14 protein-coding genes and 2 tRNA genes are annotated in these 18,102 nt (G+C 69.4%); 7 read left to right on the forward strand and 9 right to left on the reverse strand.

Features of this window, described 5'->3' with window-relative positions; all coding sequences use genetic code 11:
* Positions 1-15: 15 nt before the first annotated feature.
* From gyrA to CSR00_RS18390, 4 genes are all read left to right on the forward strand, one after another.
* Complete coding sequence (gene gyrA, locus CSR00_RS18375; RefSeq protein WP_099023864.1) at positions 16-3,630, forward strand: intein-containing DNA gyrase subunit A; 3,615 nt, start codon at positions 16-18, stop codon at positions 3,628-3,630.
* Between the two features lie 39 nt (positions 3,631-3,669).
* Positions 3,670-4,608, forward strand: a complete 939-nt coding sequence (locus CSR00_RS18380; RefSeq protein ID WP_099023865.1) for a DUF3566 domain-containing protein — start codon at positions 3,670-3,672, stop codon at positions 4,606-4,608.
* Positions 4,609-4,780: 172 nt separating this feature from the next.
* Positions 4,781-4,854 (forward strand) — tRNA-Ile (locus tag CSR00_RS18385).
* Positions 4,855-5,016: 162 nt separating this feature from the next.
* A tRNA-Ala gene (locus CSR00_RS18390) sits at positions 5,017-5,089 on the forward strand.
* Between the two features lie 37 nt (positions 5,090-5,126).
* Here CSR00_RS18390 and CSR00_RS18395 read toward each other — a convergent pair.
* The 3 genes from CSR00_RS18395 to cwsA all read right to left on the reverse strand — a co-directional run bounded on the left by CSR00_RS18395 (position 5,127) and on the right by cwsA (position 8,667).
* On the reverse strand, positions 5,127-6,749 hold the full coding sequence (locus CSR00_RS18395) for an esterase-like activity of phytase family protein (RefSeq protein ID WP_176562134.1): 1,623 nt from the start codon (positions 6,747-6,749) through the stop codon (positions 5,127-5,129).
* A 100-nt stretch (positions 6,750-6,849) separates the two neighbouring features.
* A complete protein-coding gene (locus CSR00_RS18400) occupies positions 6,850-8,202 on the reverse strand; it encodes an L-serine ammonia-lyase (protein ID WP_099023866.1) in 1,353 nt (450 codons plus the stop codon).
* Positions 8,203-8,217: 15 nt separating this feature from the next.
* Entirely contained in the window at positions 8,218-8,667 is a 450-nt protein-coding gene (gene cwsA / locus CSR00_RS18405) for a cell wall synthesis protein CwsA (RefSeq protein WP_099023867.1), read from the reverse strand.
* 170 nt (positions 8,668-8,837) lie between these two features.
* Between cwsA and CSR00_RS18410 the strand changes: the two genes are divergently transcribed.
* Positions 8,838-9,386 carry a peptidylprolyl isomerase gene (locus tag CSR00_RS18410; RefSeq protein ID WP_099023868.1) on the forward strand — a complete coding sequence of 183 codons (549 nt, stop codon included), beginning with the start codon at positions 8,838-8,840 and terminating at the stop codon, positions 9,384-9,386.
* 58 nt (positions 9,387-9,444) lie between these two features.
* On the opposite strand, the gene CSR00_RS18415 is transcribed toward CSR00_RS18410, so the two are convergent.
* Positions 9,445-9,876 carry a PH domain-containing protein gene (locus CSR00_RS18415; RefSeq protein WP_099023869.1) on the reverse strand — a complete coding sequence of 144 codons (432 nt, stop codon included), beginning with the start codon at positions 9,874-9,876 and terminating at the stop codon, positions 9,445-9,447.
* A 147-nt stretch (positions 9,877-10,023) separates the two neighbouring features.
* On the reverse strand, positions 10,024-10,287 hold the full coding sequence (crgA, locus tag CSR00_RS18420; RefSeq protein ID WP_099023870.1) for a cell division protein CrgA: 264 nt from the start codon (positions 10,285-10,287) through the stop codon (positions 10,024-10,026).
* 119 nt (positions 10,288-10,406) lie between these two features.
* On the opposite strand from crgA, the gene CSR00_RS18425 reads away from it, so the two are divergent.
* Both CSR00_RS18425 and CSR00_RS18430 read left to right on the forward strand, forming a co-directional pair.
* Positions 10,407-11,147 carry a DUF881 domain-containing protein gene (locus CSR00_RS18425; RefSeq protein ID WP_099023871.1) on the forward strand — a complete coding sequence of 247 codons (741 nt, stop codon included), beginning with the start codon at positions 10,407-10,409 and terminating at the stop codon, positions 11,145-11,147.
* Positions 11,148-11,250: 103 nt separating this feature from the next.
* Entirely contained in the window at positions 11,251-11,925 is a 675-nt protein-coding gene (locus CSR00_RS18430) for an aminodeoxychorismate/anthranilate synthase component II (protein ID WP_099023872.1), read from the forward strand.
* Here CSR00_RS18430 and pknB read toward each other — a convergent pair.
* The 4 genes from pknB to CSR00_RS18450 are packed head-to-tail and all read right to left on the reverse strand — an operon-like array spanning position 11,903 to position 18,001.
* Positions 11,903-13,792, reverse strand: coding sequence for a Stk1 family PASTA domain-containing Ser/Thr kinase (gene pknB / locus CSR00_RS18435; protein ID WP_099023873.1), 1,890 nt, complete (start codon positions 13,790-13,792; stop codon positions 11,903-11,905). The two genes, CSR00_RS18430 and pknB, sit on opposite strands and share 23 nt — an antisense overlap.
* Positions 13,789-15,108 (reverse strand): protein kinase domain-containing protein, encoded by a 1,320-nt coding sequence (locus tag CSR00_RS18440; RefSeq protein ID WP_099023874.1) that lies wholly within the window; start codon positions 15,106-15,108, stop codon positions 13,789-13,791. The genes pknB and CSR00_RS18440 overlap by 4 nt, the downstream gene beginning before the upstream one ends.
* A complete protein-coding gene (gene pbpA, locus CSR00_RS18445) occupies positions 15,105-16,583 on the reverse strand; it encodes a D,D-transpeptidase PbpA (protein ID WP_099023875.1) in 1,479 nt (492 codons plus the stop codon). Before pbpA ends, CSR00_RS18440 begins: the two co-directional genes overlap by 4 nt.
* A complete protein-coding gene (locus tag CSR00_RS18450) occupies positions 16,580-18,001 on the reverse strand; it encodes a peptidoglycan glycosyltransferase RodA (protein ID WP_099023881.1) in 1,422 nt (473 codons plus the stop codon). The genes pbpA and CSR00_RS18450 overlap by 4 nt, the downstream gene beginning before the upstream one ends.
* Positions 18,002-18,102 lie beyond the last annotated feature (101 nt).

The following is an 18,102-nucleotide window of genomic DNA, read 5'->3' on the forward strand; positions in this document are numbered from 1 at the left end:
CGCAGAAGGAACTCGATGACTGACACCATGCCGCCCGAAGGGGACCGCGTCGAGCCGGTCGACATCCAGCAGGAGATGCAGCGCAGCTACATCGACTACGCCATGAGCGTGATCGTGGGCCGCGCCCTGCCGGAGGTCCGCGACGGTCTCAAACCCGTACATCGGCGCGTGCTCTACGCGATGTACGACTCCGGGTTCCGCCCGGACCGCAGCCACGCGAAATCGGCGCGCTCCGTTGCCGAGACGATGGGTAACTACCATCCGCACGGCGACGCCTCGATCTACGACACCCTGGTGCGGATGGCCCAGCCGTGGTCGCTGCGCTACCCCCTGGTCGACGGGCAGGGCAACTTCGGTTCGCCGGGCAACGATCCGCCAGCGGCCATGCGGTACTGCGTCACCGGGGATTCGATGGTGCGGTTGCCGCTGGGTTCATCGGTCCGGATCGACGGTATCGTGGCCGGCCAGCAACCCAACTCCGATGCACCGGTCGAACTGAAGGTGCTCGATCGGCACGGCGACCCGGTGTCGGTCGACCGGGTGTTCCACTCCGGTGACCACGAGACGTTCACGGTGGCCACCAGCGAGGGCTTCGAACTCACCGGCACGGGCAACCACCCTGTGCTGTGCCTGGTGGACCTTGCCGGCGTACCGACGCTGCTGTGGAAGCTGATCGAGGAGATCCGGCCCGGCGATCACGTGGTGCTGCAACGTACCGCACCAACCGAGATCGGCGATGCTGACTCCTCGGAGGTGACGGAGGCGCAGCTGGCCGGCTCGCTCATGAGCGAGGGGTTCACGTCGGCGAATCGCGCCGGGTTCAACAACGCCGACCTGGTTGGCCTGCGATCGTCCAACAGGGTTGTGCCGCGGTGGATCTGGAACTCGTCTGCGCCCGTCAAACGGGCCTTCCTGCGGGCCCTGTTCGAAGGAGGCGGCTCCTGCTCCGCGTCTTCGCGTGGCACGGTGCAGGTCTGCTACTCCACGCAGAGTGCCCACCTGGCGGCCGACGTCCAGCAGCTTCTGCTGGAGTTCGGGGTTGTTTCCCGTCGCCACCGTCACGCCACCGGTGAGCACAAGGTCGTCGTCACCAGCCGGGCACAGGCCGAAACGTTCGCGGGGCAGATCGGTTTCGGTGGTGCCAAGCAGGAGGAGCTGCGCGCCATCCTGGCGGCACTGCCCGAACGTGCGCAGGGCCGGGATAGCGATGTGGTTCCCGGCCTGGCGGCCTTCATCCGTAGTCACGGTGCAGCTTCGGGTGCCGACCGGGAATGGTTGGTCAAGAACAACATCGGCAGTGTGCAGCGCTGGCGGCACGAAGGCGCGGAGATCCTCTCGCGGATCGCCGATCCAGACGTCCGGGCGATCGCGCAGGAACTGACCGACGGACGGTTCTACTACGCGCAGGTCGCCTCGGTCACCGAGGCCGGAGTGCAGCCGGTGTACAGCCTGCGGGTGCAAAGCGATGACCACGCATTCGTCACCAACGGGTTCGTCAGCCACAACACCGAGGCGCGGCTGACCCCGCTCGCGATGGACATGCTGCGGGAAATCGACGAGGAAACAGTCGATTTCATCCCGAACTACGACGGCCGGGTGCAGGAGCCCACCGTCCTGCCCAGCCGGTTCCCCAACCTGCTGGCCAACGGGTCCGGCGGTATCGCCGTCGGCATGGCCACCAACATCCCGCCGCACAACCTGCGCGAGCTCGCCGAAGCGGTGTACTGGGCGCTGGACAATCACGAGGCCGACGAGGAAGCCACCCTGGCCGCGGTGATGGAGCGGATCAAGGGGCCCGACTTCCCCACCGCGGGCCTGATCGTGGGAACCCAGGGCATCCACGACGCCTACTCGACCGGGCGCGGGTCGATCAAGATGCGGGGCGTCGCCGAGATCGAGGAGGACAGCAAGGGCCGCAACTCGCTGGTCATCACCGAGCTGCCCTACCAGGTCAACCACGACAACTTCATCACCTCGATCGCCGAGCAGGTGCGCGACGGCAAGCTCACCGGGATCTCCAACATCGAGGACCAGTCCAGTGACCGGGTCGGTCTGCGGATCGTCATCGAACTCAAACGCGATGCCGTGGCCAAGGTGGTGCTGAACAACCTCTACAAACACACCCAGCTGCAGACCAGTTTCGGTGCCAACATGCTGGCGATCGTCGACGGAGTGCCGCGCACCCTGCGCCTCGATCAGCTGATCCGGCTCTACGTCAATCATCAGTTGGACGTCATCGTCCGGCGCACCACCTACCGGTTGCGCAAGGCCAACGAGCGGGCCCACATCCTGCGCGGTCTGGTCAAGGCGCTCGACGCCCTCGACGAGGTGATCGCGTTGATCCGGGCCTCGGAGACCGTCGAGATCGCCCGGGCCGGCCTGATCGAGCTGCTCGACATCGACGAGATCCAGGCGCAGGCGATCCTCGACATGCAGCTGCGCCGGCTGGCCGCCCTGGAACGTCAGCGCATCATCGACGACCTCGCCAAGATCGAGGCCGAGATCGCCGACCTCGAGGACATCCTGGCCAAGCCGGAACGTCAGCGGGCGCTGGTGCGCGACGAGCTCAAGGAGATCGTCGACAAGCACGGCGACGACCGGTTGAGCCGGATCGTGGCCGCCGACGGTGAGGTCAGCGACGAGGATCTGATCGCGCGGGAGGACGTGGTCGTCACCATCACCGAGACCGGCTACGCCAAGCGCACCAAGACCGACCTGTACCGCACGCAGAAACGCGGCGGGAAGGGCGTGCAGGGCGCCGGTCTCAAGCAGGACGACATCGTGGCGCACTTCTTCGTGTGCTCCACCCACGACTGGATCCTGTTCTTCACCACGCAGGGCCGGGTGTACCGGGCCAAGGCCTACGACCTGCCCGAGGCGTCGCGCACCGCGCGCGGTCAGCATGTGGCCAACCTGCTGGCGTTCCAGCCCGAGGAGCGGATCGCCCAGGTGATCCAGATCAAGGGCTACGAGGATGCGCCGTACCTGGTCCTGGCCACCCGCAACGGCCTGGTGAAGAAGTCCCGGCTCACCGAGTTCGACTCCAACCGCTCCGGCGGGATCGTCGCCATCAACCTGCGGGACAGCGACGAGCTGGTGGGTGCGGTGCTCGCCTCCGCCGAGGACGACCTGCTGCTGGTCAGCGCCAAGGGTCAGTCGATCCGGTTCTCGGCCACCGACGAGGCACTGCGGCCGATGGGGCGGGCGACCTCGGGCGTGCAGGGCATGCGGTTCAACGAGGAGGACACGCTGTTGTCGCTCAACGTGGTCCGCGAGGGCACATACCTGCTGGTGGCGACCTCGGGCGGTTACGCCAAGCGTACGGCCATCGAGGAGTACACGGCGCAGGGCCGCGGCGGCAAGGGCATCCTCACGATCCAGTACGACCGTAGGCGCGGAACCCTGGTCGGAGCGCTGATCGTCGACGACGACAGCGAGCTGTACGCCATCACCTCCGGCGGTGGCGTCATCCGCACCACGGCGAAGTCGGTCCGCAAGGCCGGCCGCCAGACCAAGGGGGTTCGCTTGATGAACCTGGGTGAGGGCGACACACTGATAGCAATCGCGCGCAACGCCGAGGACGACGCAAGTGACGAAGTCGACGCCGCGCTCGACAACGACGCGAACTAGCGGGCGGCACGGGCTGCCCGGCCCACGTGAGGAGCACTGGTGAGTTCACCGAACGAACCCGGACAGGCCGGTTCCGGCGACAACGCCGGGAACGGAAGCGGTCCGGGTGACCGCTCGGGTGGCGGTGGTTCGCGGCCTGCGGGCCCGAACCGGCTCACCGACCAGGGCCCGCCGACCACCCGGTTGCCCGAGGTCAGCGACGTGCCGCCGTGGCAGCGGGGGGCCAGCCGGGCGGCTCCGCAGCCCGGCTCCCAGCCGCCGGCGCGCACCGCCGACGCGGCGCCGCGGCCCGACCAGCGGCCCGAGCAGCAGCGCCCGGGTACGGCTCCCCCGGCCGGTCCGCCGTCCGGGGAGTCGCGGGCGCACCGCTACATCACCGGGACGGCGGCGCCGGGTGCGCTGCAGCAGCAGGGGCAGCAAAAACCGGCGTCCGGGGAGTCGGTGCAGACCTCGGGACGCAACGAGGTGGCCCGGGCCCCGGAGTACTCCAGCGAGCTGCCCGACCTGTCGGCGTCGGCGCCCCGCCCGGTCCAGCGCAAGACAGCGGAGCGCACCGAGCAGAGCACCCGCCCGGCGGGCTCCGGGAAGCTTCAGGTGGGCTCGCGTGCCAAGGCCGGTCCGGTGCGGGCCAGCATGCAGATCCGCCGCATCGACCCGTGGAGCGCGCTGAAGGTGTCGCTGCTGCTGTCGATCGCGCTGTTCTTCGTGTGGATGATCGCCGTGGCGTTTCTGTACCTGGTGCTCGGCGGGATGGGTGTCTGGAGCAAGCTCAACAGCAACGTCGGTGATCTGCTGACCAGCACCAGCGGTAGCGGCGGGGAGTTGGTCTCGGCCGGGTCCATCTTCGGTGGGGCCCTGATGATCGGGCTGGTCAACATCGTGCTGTTGACCGCGATGGCCACGATCGGGGCGTTCATCTACAACCTGTCCACCGACATCGTCGGCGGCGTCGAGGTGACACTGGCCGACCGGGAGTGAGGGCCGGCGCGGCGCCGGAATCGGGACGCGATTGCGAAAGTGATAGCGCCCGCGATATCACTTTCCACGCAGGTCAGCGCGGGCTTCGGCGACCGGCCGCTGCCCGGACCGGCGCGGTTTGGGAACTGGCCCGTCGGTACGGTAATCTCGTCGCTCGGTTGTGAGTACATACGGGCCTATAGCTCAGGCGGTTAGAGCGCTTCGCTGATAACGAAGAGGTCGGAGGTTCGAGTCCTCCTAGGCCCACGGAACCGGGATCATCCGGCGGGAGGTACATCTCATGACCCGCGCGCTCGTCGCCGCCACGCTCGTGGGACTCGGCATCGCGGTGCTGTGGTCCCGACGGCGCGGCGAAGTCTGGCACACCGCCTCCGGCGAGAGCACCGACTCCCCCGCGCCATCCCCCGAGGGGCCTTAGCTCAGTTGGTAGAGCGCTGCCTTTGCAAGGCAGATGTCAGGAGTTCGAATCTCCTAGGCTCCACATCCTCGAGAGCCCCCGGGCACAGCCCGGGGCCTTCTCAGCCCACCTCCACGGACACGGTGGTGGTCTGCGTCGTCGGCGGCATGTTCTCGGTGTCGATCACCAGGAACTGGCCGTAGTCCTGCACCCCGCTGGCGAGGGTCTTGGGCTTCAGCGTGAACGGCGGGGTGTCCGAATCCAGGCCGGCCAGGCCGAAGTCACTGTCGTTGGACACGACCAGGGTCTTGGCGTCGTCCCAGGTTGCCAGGCCCTCGACCTTGTCGCTGCCGAAGATCTCGCCACGGGGGTTGAGGTCGGTGAGCATCGCTCCGAGGTCCAGCTTGAGCGTCTTGCCCGCGACGGCGATGCCCTTGGCCTTGAGCATGTCGGTGGCCTCGGCGTCGGTGCTGACCCCGACGGCCGATTCGATCGGCTTGCCGTCGATCTGCAGGCCCCCGGAGTCGGCCGCATAGCTCGCACCCGGCACGTCGGCGGCCGGGCCGACGTCGGTGGCCCCGGAGATGTCGGCGACGTAGATCTTCTTGTCCCCGTCGGGCGCCAGCTCGCCGTCGCGCTCGTCGACGAGGAAGGTGGTGGGGGTCAGGGCCATGATCTCCGACACCGCGACCTTCGATTTCTGCGGGTTCGACAGGGGGTAGAGGTACTCGGCAACGTCCTTGGTCCGCAGGTTGACGGTGACGATGCGCACCAGGGGAACGGCCTTGGACGAACCCTCGAGCCCGGGGGTGTCCAGCGCGGACTGCATGATCCCCACCAGGGTGGAACCGTCGGGGGTGATCGTCAGCCCCTCCATTCCCCGGTTCGGTGTCCGCAGCGCCAGCTCGGCCGGCAGCGTGCCGTCGAACGGCGACAGCCGCTCGAGCTCCTTGCCGGAGGCGTCGAAGTGAACGATGAAGGGGCCGTATTCGTCGGACACCCAGAACGTCCCGTCGGGCAGTGCCACCAGGCCCTCGGTGTCCAGGCCGTGATCCGAGGTGGGTAGCGCAGTGCCCTGCATGTCCACCATCGTCTCGCCGGTGGTGGCCTGGGGGTCGACCAGCCCGTTGAGCGGTTGGCCGTCGGTGCCGGTCAGCGGGATGGTCTGTTCCGCGGTCGCGCTGCCGTCGGCCAGCCGGTATTTCGTGATCCGCGGCTGAAAGTCCGGGACGGGCAACACTTTTTCGTCGTCGGTGCGTCCGTCGACGTTGGGGCCGCGGTCGGACAGCCCGTAGATCTCGTCGCTGCTGCCGGGGACCGCGGCGATCGCCGAGCCGTCGGCGCTGTCACCGATGGCCACGTCCCCGACGGTGGTGATCGGCGGGACGTCGACGGCGTAGGTGCGCAGCGCGTCGGTGGTGGTGACCTCGAACTCGTCGGATCCGGTGAAGCCGTCGTCGGGGGTGTACACCACCGCGCCACCGTCGGCGAAGGAGATGGTGCCGTGTGCCGGCTGCGCGAACGCGACCGGGGTGGAACCGGCTGTCGCCGTGAGCATCTGGGCCGGGGTGAGGGTGAGCGCCTGGCCGGCGGCGGTGTGCAGGGCCGCCTCCGGCGCGGCGGTCGGCGAGGACGTGCCGCCGGCCGCGTCGCCGGATGTGTCGGTGGCAGACGAACATGCCGCGACGGAGAACGTGAGGATGACGGCGCCGACGGCGGCCCAGGGCTTCGCGTTGCAGGTCATGGGGAAATACCCCTACCAGCGCCGGGCAACCGGGGGGTGGCGTGCGGGTGAATGGTGCGTACCGCCGCCCTCTGCGACCACCGGCCCGGGGCGGGCGTGCTCAGCACTCCACGACGTTGAGCGCGAGCCCGCCCAGCGAGGTCTCCTTGTACTTGTCGGCCATGTCGGCGCCGGTGTCGCGCATCGTCTTGATGGCGGTGTCGAGGCTGACGTGGTGCACCCCGTCGCCGCGCAGGGCCATCCGGGCCGCGGTGATGGCCTTGACCGCGGCCACGGCGTTGCGTTCGATGCACGGGATCTGAACCAGGCCGCCGACCGGGTCGCAGGTGAGGCCGAGGTTGTGTTCGATCCCGATCTCCGCGGCGTTCTCGACCTGCTCGGGGGTGGCGCCCATGACGGCGGCCAGCCCCGCGGCGGCCATCGAACAGGCCGAACCGACCTCGCCCTGGCAGCCGACCTCGGCCCCGGAGATCGAGGCGTTGGCCTTGAACAACACCCCGATGGCCCCCGCGGTGAGCAGGAATTCGACGACGCCGGCGTCGTCGGCGCCGGGGATGAATCGCATGTAGTAGTGCAGTACGGCCGGGATCACCCCGGCGGCGCCGTTGGTCGGTGCGGTGACCACCCGACCGCCGCCCGCGTTCTCCTCGTTGACGGCCAGCGCATAGACGGTCACCCAGTCCATCGCGTAGAGCGGATCGTGGGGGTCGGACTCCAGCGCCGCGGCCAGTGCGCCGGCGCGGCGACGTACGCGCAGGCCGCCGGGCAGCACTCCCCCGGTGTTCAGCCCCGCCGACACGCATTCCTGCATCACCGACCACACCCGAAGCAGTCCCTCGCGAACCTCGTCGCGGCCGGCGGGCTCGTTGCGGGCCATCAGCTCGGCGATCGACACGCCGTGCTCGCCGGCCAGGGCCAGCAGTTCGTCGGCGGTGCCGAACCGATGGGGAACGTGGCGCTCGGCCTCCGGCGGGTGGGCGGCCTCGTCCTCGTCGACGACGAAGCCGCCGCCGACGGAGTAGTAGGTGCGTGTGCCCAGTTCGGCGCCGTCGTCACCGAGGGCGGTGAAGCGCAGGCCGTTGCTGTGAAAGTCCAAGGGCCGCACGATCAGAACGATGTCGGACTCCGGGTCGAAGCCGATGAGCCGTCCGCCGGGCAGCCGCAGCCCCCGGTCGTTCTCGATCTCGGCGACGCGGGCCCGCGCCGCGACCGGATCGACGGTCTCCGGGGCGAAACCCTCGAGTCCGAGCATGACGGCGGCGATGCTGCCGTGTCCGCGGCCGGTGGCCCCCAGCGAGCCGCACAGCTCGACCCGGAGGCCGGCGGTGCGCTCGAGCAGCGCGGTGTCGGAGAGCCAACCCACGAACCGGGTGGCCGCGCGCATCGGCCCCACAGTGTGCGAACTCGACGGACCGATCCCGATCGAGAAGAGGTCGAACACGCTGACCGGCATGCGGTGCCCTCCGAATCAGGGTTTCGGGTCGACCTGCACGCTCGGCGGCAGGGGTGAGGGTTCGGGACGGGTCGACCGTCGCACGATGGTGAACGCGACCGCTCCCCCGGCCAGCACGACGGCACCGCCGGTGGCCACCAACAACCACGTCTTGCGGCTGCGGCGCCGCCGCGCGGCGCCGCGCAGCTTGTCCGGCAGCTCGGCCAGGGTCTCCTGCGCCGCCGCCTGGGCGGCGGTCAGCTCCCGGCTGACCGTCTCCTGCGCGCTGGCCAGCTCCTTGCGCAATTCCCGGCGCACCGCGCTCTTGCGGTACTGGCGCCGGAGTTCGGTGGCCGCGGCCCCGAGCGAGTCGACACTTAGGCCCACTGCCCCGCGGGTGACGTCGACGGGCCCGACGGCCGTGTAGGTCAGTCCCCGGGCGAGGCGCTGTCCGTGGGTCAGCCTGGTGTCGGTCTTGGAACTCATCTCCCACCTTTCTGCGGCCCGGCGCCGCGATGCGCCGGCTCGGAGATTCCAGCCTGCCACCATCACGGCGGTTTCGCGGCCGATAGGTGGCCCGCCGGCCGCGACGGCGCCGTGTTCGGCGCGGAAGCCATGGCGGCGCGCGGGGGCACGGAACCCCCAGGACACCCGTAATGGCACACTGTGATGCCGTGACTACGAGCCCTATCCAGACAGCCACCGCAACGCTGCACACCAACCGCGGCGACATCAAGATCGCCCTGTTCGGCAACCACGCCCCCAAGACCGTGGCCAACTTCGTCGGCCTGGCCCAGGGCACCAAGGAGTACTCCACCGAGAACGCCTCGGGAAGCACGTCGGGTCCGTTCTACGACGGTGCGGTGTTCCACCGCGTCATCGACGGATTCATGATCCAGGGCGGGGATCCCACCGGCACCGGCCGCGGCGGGCCCGGCTACAAGTTCGCCGACGAGTTCCATCCGGAGCTGCAGTTCGACAAGCCCTACCTGCTGGCGATGGCCAACGCCGGGCCGGGCACCAACGGTTCGCAGTTCTTCATCACCGTCACCAACACGCCGCACCTGAACCGTCGGCACACCATCTTCGGTGAGGTCGTCGATCCGGAGTCGCAGAAGGTGGTCGACGCCATCGCCACCACGGCCACCGACCGCAACGACCGGCCGGCCGAGCCCGTCGTCATCGAGTCGATCACCATCTCCTGACGTAGCCCGGCCCGGGGACGCATGCCGACGACGAGCGTGCGTCCCGTGCCCGGTGCTGCTACCGGCGCGGCCCGGCGTAGCCGGCCGCGGTCAGTGCGTCCAGAACGTGCAAAGGATCGGTGCCGAGGTCCCAGCGGGTGAACACGGACAGACGGTCATCGGTGGCGTCGATCTCCAGCAGCCGTACCTTGCGGGCGATCCGCCGGAATTCGGTGATCCGGATATGGGCGATGTCCTCGCGCCGCAAAGTGGTGGTGCGCCACCAGCCGCGCAGCACCAGACCGTCGTCGGTGATTGCTAGTTTCGGCCGGGCTCGCCACGAGAACGTTGCAAACACAAGTAAACCCGCCGCGGCAAGCCCGATCAGGAGCCGCCCCGGAGTGTCTGTGACCAGGGTCACACAGCCGATGGCCATCAAAATCCCCACCACGCCGAGTGCCGCGACGGCCGCAGGCTGGGGTGCCCAATTAGTTTGCTGAGATTGATCCATAGGGACCCTTACCATTGGGAACGCAGTTATCCACAAGTGCTATCCACAATGGGGATGAATAACACGGGTGTGATTGCGGCCGGCGGGCCGGGCGGGTCAGCGGCCGCCGAAATCGACTGTTGAATCCATCCGCGGGACGGCGCCGGCTCACCGCCACCGCATGGTGAGCAACAGCCCGGCGATCATGAAGGCAAACGCGATCGCGTAGTTCCACGGCCCCAGCTCGGCCATCCACGGCAGCGACGACGACGCCAGCTGGAACACCAGCAGCCACGCCAGCCCGATCAACATCAGGCTGATGAACAGCACCACGAACCACACGCTCGACGGCCCGGCCTTGACCTTCACCGGCGTGCGGCTGACCGGGTTGATCGTGAAGTCGTTCTTCTTGCGGACCTTGGACTTGGGCATGCTGACCTTCGTAGGAGGGTGATCGATGCGACGATTGTTCGGGGGCGGATAACGGATGCTGGTAATGAGACTAACCCAGCCCGGCAGCTGCCCGAGAATTCTTGAGAGGACCGTGACCGGTGAGCACCCGACGTTCGCCCTGGCGCTACGGCGTGCCGGCGGTCTGCCTGCTGGCCGGCCTGCTGCTGGCGGCCACCCACGGCGTGTCCGGCGGCGAGGAGATCCGGCGCAGTGACGCCCCCCGGCTGGTGGACCTGGTCCGCGAGTCCCAGGCCAACGTCGACCGGCTCACCGCCGAGCGCGACGCCCTGGCCTCCCGGATCGACTCGACGCACGGCAGGTCCAGCGACGCCGCCCTGCGGGCGATCCAGGCCCGTGCCGGGGACCTCTCCGGTGCGGCGGGCCTGGACGCGGTGCACGGCCCCGGCCTCGTCGTCACGCTCACCGACGCCCAGCGCGACGCCCAGGGCCGGTTCCCGCGTGATGCGACACCCGATGACCTCGTGGTGCACCAGCAGGACATCCAGGCCGTGCTCAACGCGCTGTGGAGCGGCGGGGCCGAGGCCATCCAGATGCAGGACCAGCGGCTGATCAATCTGTCGGCGCCGCGCTGTGTCGGCAATACGCTGCTGCTCAACGGCCGCACCTACAGTCCGCCCTACACGGTCAGGGCCATCGGCGACGTCGCCGGTATGCAGGCGGCCCTCGCCGACGCGCCGCTGGTCACCCTCTACAAGCAGTACGTGATCCGGTTCGGGTTGGGCTACACCGAGAAGGCCGAGGACGACATCGAGATCCCCGGCTACAGCGAGCCGGTCCGGATGAAGTACGCCCAGCCGGCGGGCCCGATCGGGTACTGAGAGTCCGCGGCGGGTTCGCGCGGGATCCGCGCAGGATCCGTGGGCCGGCGGGCCCCGGTTAATACGTTTTCGCCACCGGGCGCGGCACCGGTAACCTGTGGCGATGCGCGTCCTGGTCGTCGACAACTACGACAGCTTCGTGTTCAACCTGGTCCAGTACCTGGGCCAGCTCGGCGTCACCGCCGAGGTCTGGCGCAACGACGACGAGCGGCTCACCGGCGACGAGCGCGTCGCCGCGGTGGCCGGCGAGGTCGACGGCATCCTGCTCAGCCCCGGACCGGGAACGCCCGAACGCGCCGGTGCCTCGATTCCGCTGGTCCGCGCGTGCGCGGCCGCCGGAACGCCGCTGCTGGGGGTCTGCCTGGGCCACCAGGCCATCGGGGTCGCCTTCGGTGGCACCGTGGACCGGGCCCCGGAGCTGCTGCACGGCAAGACCAGCACGGTGTATCACCGCGACACCGGCGTGCTCAAGGGCCTGCCGGACCCGTTCACGGCCACCCGCTACCACTCGCTGACCATCCTGCCCGAGACCCTGCCGTCCGAGCTGGACGTCACCGCGGAGACCCGCGGTGGGGTCATCATGGGTGTCCGGCACAAGACCCTGCCGATCCACGGCGTCCAGTTCCACCCCGAGTCGATCCTCACCGAGGGCGGTCACCGGATGCTGGCCAACTGGCTGGGCTTCTGCGGTGCCGCACCGGAGGAGAACCTGGTGCGCCGCCTCGAGCAGGAGGTCGCCGACACCGTCGCGGCGGCTATGACGCGAAACTCAGCGTGATCGACGAACCGTAGTTGACCCCGGTCCCCGGTGCGGGGGACTGGGTGACCACGGCGTGCGAGCGCTGACCGCTGTCCTGCACGTCGGGCCCCTTGACCAGCACCCCGGTCCAGCCCAGCGCCCGCAGGTTGGGTTCGGCGTCGGTCCAGAACTGTCCGACCAGATTCGGCATCGCGAACTGGTTTCCGCGGGAGACCTGCAGCTCGATCACGGTGTCGATGGCGACGTTCTGTCCGGCCGGCGGGTCGGTGCCCAGCACGGTGCCCGAACTGGGAATGCCGTCGACGTCGACGCGGGCGAACTTGGTGAATCCGTAGACGGTCAGGTTCTGCTGGGCCTGGTCGACGGTCTGCCCGCTGACGTCGGGAACGGGCTCGGTCTGCGGGCCGGAGCCGACGATCAGGGTGATCTCGTTGGTGATGGCCGAGGTCTGATTGGCCGGGGGATTGGTGCCGACCACCTTGTCCTTGAGCTCCGGGGTCGACGGGGAGCTGCTCTGGGTGAACCGGCTGAAGCCGGCGTCCTTGAGCTTCTCGACGGCGTCGGCGTAGGACAGCGTGGAGACGTCGGGCACCTCGCGCTGCTGGGGGCCGGTGGACACCTCGACGGTGATCTGGTCGCCGGCCGAGGCCATCGACTCGGCGGCAGGATCGGTGGCGATGACGTGATCCGGCGGCACCTCGGAGTCGGGCTTCTGCAGGGTCGAGGTCTTGAATCCGCGGTTCTGCAGCTCGACGATCGCGTCCGCCGACGACTTGCCGGTCACGTCGGGCACCTGCACGTCGCGGGGGCTGCCGCCCCAGAAGTTGATGGCCAGCGTCACCACCACCGTCAGCACGGTCAGCAGTGCGACCACCACCATCCAGCGGGCCACCGATCCGCGGCCCTCGCCGGCGCGGTCGGCGGGCTCGATGTAGTGCGGCATCTGCCGGGGGATCTCGTCGGTGGCGTCGCTGTCGCGGGGCGGCGGCGACGCCGACAACAGCGAGGTGCGGTCGGCGTCGGTGAGCACCTTGGGGGCCTCGGGCTGCTCCCCGCTGTGCACCCGCACCAGGTCGGTGCGCATCTCGGCGGCGGTCTGGTACCGGTTGTCGGGGTTCTTGGCCAGTGCCTTGAGCACCACCGCGTCCAGCTCCGGGGAGATGCCGGTGTGGCGCTGGGAGGGCGGGACCGGATCCTCCCGCACGTGCTGGTAGGCCACCGCGACGGGGGAATCACCGACGAACGGCGGTTCGCCGGTGAGGATCTCGTAGAGCACGCAGCCCAGCGAGTAGACGTCGGAGCGGGCGTCCACGGCATCACCGCGGGCCTGCTCGGGGGACAGGTACTGCGCGGTGCCGATGACCGCGGCGGTCTGCGTGACGCTGCTGGAGTCGGCCAGCGCGCGGGCGATGCCGAAGTCCATCACCTTCACCGCGCCGGTCTTGGAGATCATGATGTTCGCCGGCTTGACGTCGCGGTGGATGATGCCGTGCTGGTGGCTGAAGTTCAGCGCCTGGCAGGCGTCGGCGATCACCTCGATGGCCCGCTGCGGGGGCATCGGCCCGTCGCTGTGGACGATGTCACGCAGCGTGACCCCGTCGACGTACTCCATGACGATGTAGGGCAGCGGCCCGTTGGCGGTCTCGGCCTCACCGGTGTCGTAGACGGCCACGATCGCCGGGTGGTTCAGCGCGGCCGCGTTCTGCGCCTCCCGCCGGAACCGCAGGTAGAAGCTGGGGTCGCGGGCGAGGTCGGCCCGCAGCACCTTCACCGCGACATCGCGGTGCAACCTGATGTCGCGGGCCAGATGCACCTCGGACATGCCACCGAAGCCGAGGATCTCGCCGAGCTCGTAGCGGCCGGACAGCAACTCGGGGGTGGTCATGGTCGTATCTCGTGGTCGGCGGTCAGTCGGATCAGCGGGGCCGGTGCCGGAGATCGTCCGGCGGAGTCGGGTAGCTGCCCCTCCAGCTTTAGTACCCCCGAATCACGATCGTGTAGCCCGGTCCAGTTCGACGGCTCGGCCGGGACCGGCGCCGGTTCCTCGGTGGAGGGCGTGACGGTGTTGGTGACCGTCTGCGGGGTGCTGTCGGGTGAGTTGAGGCTGTCGCGGGAGTTGATCACCAGGATCACCGCGATCACGATCGCCAGCGCGCCCAGGACCCCGGCGGCCCACAGCAGCGCCCGCTGGCCCGACGAGAACGTGCTGCGCGCCGGGGGCGGCTGCCGGTGGCTGCCCGAGGACGGGCGGGCCCGACCGGCGGTGGCCGGCCGCGGTTCGGCCGCTCCGCGACCCTGGGCCCCGGAGGGGATCGCGGCCGGGGCGGCGCGGCCCAGCGTCGGTGCCTGGTTGGGGCGCGGCGGCCGGCGCCCGGCCCGCACGGCGGCCACCGCGTCGGCGAACGCGCCGCCGTTGCGGTAGCGCATGCCCGGATTCTTGACCAGGGTGATCTCGATGAGCTCGCGGACGTTGGGGGGCAGGTCGGCCGGCAACGGCGGCGGCGTCTCCTTGATGTGCTTCATCGCCACCGTCAGGGCGCCGTCCCCGGTGAACGGTCGGCGGCCCGAAACCGCTTCGTAGCCAACGACTCCCAGCGAGTACACGTCGCTGGACGCGGTGGCGTCGTGGCCCAGGGCCTGCTCGGGTGCGATGTACTGCGCGGTGCCCATCACCATCCCGGTCTGGGTCACCGGGGCCGCGTCGACGGCCTTGGCGATGCCGAAGTCGGTCAGCTTCACCTGGCCGGTGGGGGTGATCAGGATGTTGCCCGGCTTGACGTCGCGGTGCACCAGGCCGGCCGAATGGGCGACCTGCAATGCCCGCCCGGTCTGCTCGAGCATGTCCAGCGCGTGCCGCAGCGAGAGCCGGCCGGTCCGCTTGAGCACCGAGTTCAGCGGCTCGCCGTTGACCAGTTCCATCACCAGATAGGCGGTGCGGCCCTCGCCGTCGATTTCGGTCTCGCCGTAGTCGTGCACGCTGGCGATGCCCGGGTGATTGAGCATGGCCACCGTGCGCGCCTCGGCGCGGAACCGTTCGACGAACTCGGGATCCGAGGAGTACTCGGCCTTGAGGACCTTGACCGCCACCCGCCGTCCCAGACGGCTGTCGACGACCTCCCACACCTGCCCCATGCCACCGGTGGCGATCAGGCGCTGCAGGCGGTAACGACCGGATAGCGTCACGCCGACTCGCGGACTCATGATCCTCCCTGAAGGGCCGCGGCGATCACGGCCCGTCCGATGGGCGCGGCCACCGCCCCGCCCGTCGCCGAGAGCCGGTCGCCACCGTTTTCCACCAGCACCGCCACCGCGACCCGGGGCGCCGACGCGGGCGCGAAGGCGATGTACCAGGCGTGCGGGGGCGTGTTGCGCGGGTCGGTACCGTGCTCGGCGGTACCGGTCTTGGATGCGATCTGCACGCCGGGGATGGCCCCTTTCTGCTGTGTGTGCTGCTCGGCGCCGACCATCAAATCTGTTAGCTTAGCCGCGACCTGCGCAGACACCGCACGCCGCTGCACCGTGGGTTCGGTCGTGGCGATATTGGCCAGGTCGGGTCCCTTGAGGCTGTCCACCAGGTAGGGCTGCATCGTCACGCCCTTGTTGGCCACCGTGGCCGCGACCAGCGCGTTCTGCAGCGGGGTCATCGCCACATCCTTCTGCCCGATGGCGGTCATCCCCAACGCGGCCCGGTCCGGGATGGGGCCGACGGTCGACTCGGCGACCTGCAGGGGGATCGAGGGGGGCGGCTCGTCCAGGCCGAACGACAGCGCGGCGTTCTTCAGCGCGTCGGTGCCGATCTGCAGCCCCAGCTGCACGAAGGCGGTGTTGCAGGAACGGGCGAACGCCTCCCGCAGCGACGCGCTCTGCCCCGAGCCGCAGGGCGAGCCGCCGTAGTTCTCCAGTGTCGCGGTGCTGTCGGGCAGCGGGATGGTGGGCAGCGCGGTGAACTGGTCGTCCTCGGTGACCCCCTTCTGCAGGGCGGCGGCCGTGGTGATCACCTTGAACGTCGAGCCCGGGGGATAGCGCTCCGAGATGGCCCGGTTGGTCAGCGGCTGGTCCGGATCGTCGCGCAGCCGCTCCCAGGCGGCCACCTGCTTGTCGGTGTCGTGGGAGGCCAGCCGGTTGGGGTCGTACGACGGTGAGGACAGCAGGGCCAGGATCTTGCCGGTGGAGGGTTCCAGCGCCACCACCGCGCCCTTGCAGGGGTTGCCGCCGCACCCCTCCTGCAGGGCCTCCCAGCCGGCCTGCTGGACCCGCGGCACGATGGTGGTGTCGACGTTGCCGCCGCGCGGGTCGCGCCCGGTGAAGAAGTCGGCCAGCCGGCGGCCGAAGAGCCGTTGATCGGAGCCGTTGAGGACGGCGTCCTCGGCGCGTTCCAGCCCGGTACTGGAGTAGCGCAGCGAGTAGAAACCGGTAACCGGCGCGTACACAAAGGGATTGGGGTAGACCCGCAGGAACCGGTAGCGCCCGCTGGTGGCGACCGAGTAGGCCATCAGCTGGCCCTCGGCGGCGATCTGCCCGCGCTGGCGCGAGTACTCGTCGAGCAGCACCCGTTGGTTGCGCGGATCGGCGCGCAGGCTGTCGGCGGTGAACACCTGGGTCAGGGTGGCGTTGAGCAGCAGCACGACCATCAGCGCCATGATCACCATCGAGATGCGTCGCAGGGAGGTGTTCATGCCTTCTGAATCACCTCGGTGCTCGCCGCCGCCAGCGGCGGCTGGTTGGGTGCCAGGCTGACGATCGGGCGCCGTGCGTTGTGGCTGATCCGCACCAGGATGGCCAGCAGCAGGTAGTTGGCCAGCAGGGAGGAGCCGCCGTAGGACAGCCACGGGGTGGTCAGCCCGGTCAGCGGGATCAGCTTGGTGACACCGCCGACGACGATGAACAGCTGAATGGCCAGCGTGGACGCCAGCCCGGCGGCCAGCAGCTTGCCGAAACTGTCGCGGACGGCCAGCGCGGTGCGCAGGCCGCGGATGATCAGGATGGTGTAGAGCATCAGCACCCCGGCCAGGCCGACCAGACCCAGCTCCTCGCTGATCGCGGCGATGATGAAGTCGGTCGAGGCCTCCGGCACCGTGCCGGGTTGGCCGTTGCCCAGCCCGGTTCCGAAGATGCCGCCGGTGGCGAAGCTGAACAGCGCCTGGACCATCTGGTAGCCGGAACCCTCGGGGTCGGAGAACGGGTCCAGCCAGTTCTGTACCCGCACCTGCACGTGGTTGAACAAGTAGTAGGCCGCGACGCTTCCCGCCGCGAACAGTGCCATGCCGATCACCACCCAGCTGACCCGCTCGGTGGCCACGTAGACGATCACCAGGAAGGACGCGTACAGCAGCAGCGAGGTGCCGAGGTCCTTCTCGAAGATCATCACCCCGACCGATGCCACCCAGGCGACCAGCAGCGGCGCCAGGTCGCGGGGGCGGGGCAGGTTCATGCCCAGCACGTGCTTGCCGGCGCTGGTGAACAGGCCGCGCTTGTTCACCAGGACCGCGGCGAAGAAGATCAGCAGCAGGATCTTGGAGAACTCGGCCGGCTGAATCGAGAAGCCGGGGAACCGGATCCAGATCTTGGCGCCGTTCTGTTCGGAGAACGCCCGCGGCAACAGTGCCGGGATCACCAGCAGCACCAGCCCGGCCATCCCGCAGACGTAGCCGTAGCGCGAGAGCTGCCGGTGGTCCTTGAGCAGGATCACCACCAGCGAGAAGCCGAGCACGCCGACCAGCGTCCAGAGCATCTGCTGATTGGCGGTGGGTTTGGAGGTGGCGTCGTCGATGCTGGCGGCCAGATCGAGCCGGTGGATCATCACCAACCCGAGCCCGTTGAGCACGGCCACGATCGGCAGCAGCAGGGGATCGGCGTAGGCGGCGAAACGGCGGATGGCCAGATGCGCGGCGACGAACAGCGCCAGGTACGCGGTGGTGTAGCCGATCAGGTCCAGGGTCACGCCCTGTTCCTGGTTGGCCTCGACGATGAGCAGCGCGACGGTGGTGATGACGGCGGCGAAGCACAGCAGCAGCAGTTCGGCATTGCGCCGGGTGGGAAGGGGCGGGGTGACCGCCACCGGTGACTGCGGCTGGGTATGCCCCGGTTCCGTCATGCGGCCACCCGGCAGTTGACCCCCGGTTCCGGCGCCGGCGGCGGCAGGGTGGTCACCGGGGGCGGTGTCGAGGTCGCCGAGGGGGTCGGTGACGGTGCTGC

The organism is Mycolicibacterium palauense, assembly GCF_002592005.1.
Lineage (GTDB): Bacteria > Actinomycetota > Actinomycetes > Mycobacteriales > Mycobacteriaceae > Mycobacterium > Mycobacterium palauense.